The organism is Pantoea sp. SIMBA_079, assembly GCF_046940275.1.
Classification (GTDB): Bacteria; Pseudomonadota; Gammaproteobacteria; order Enterobacterales; family Enterobacteriaceae; genus Pantoea; species Pantoea borealis.
This window is the reverse complement of sequence record NZ_JAWRYR010000103.1, coordinates 1-336: the sequence shown is the minus strand read 5'-3', so window position 1 is coordinate 336 and position 336 is coordinate 1. Positions and strand designations below refer to the sequence as shown.

General features: G+C 37.8%; 1 protein-coding gene. It reads left to right on the top strand.

Annotated elements, in window-relative coordinates; translation table 11 throughout:
• The coding region (locus SB719_RS19300; protein WP_412159624.1) for a hypothetical protein at positions 1-186 on the top strand (186 nt) is incomplete at its 5' end.
• Positions 187-336 lie beyond the last annotated feature (150 nt).

The following is a 336-nucleotide window of genomic DNA, read 5'->3' as shown; positions in this document are numbered from 1 at the left end:
ATTCCAAGATACAAAGGTACAAGAGAATTCATGCTGTATATGAAAGAGCTGGGTTTTGGGAGTAATCAATACGTTTGGATATTCGATGTATTTAAGTATCACGAGTTAATGCAACATGTAGAAGAAGGATGGGCTATCCATGATGAGGATAAGAGGGTAGCAGCTTTACAGAGAACGACAGCCTAATGGATAACGGAACCATGCAGAGTAGATTGGTGGGGGCTACTTTACTAAGCATCGTTCCCTTATTCAACAATGAGATAGTAAAATTTCACATACTGTATACGATTTTAAAAAGACAAATTCGAAATAGGGGGATTACAGATGGAGCAATTA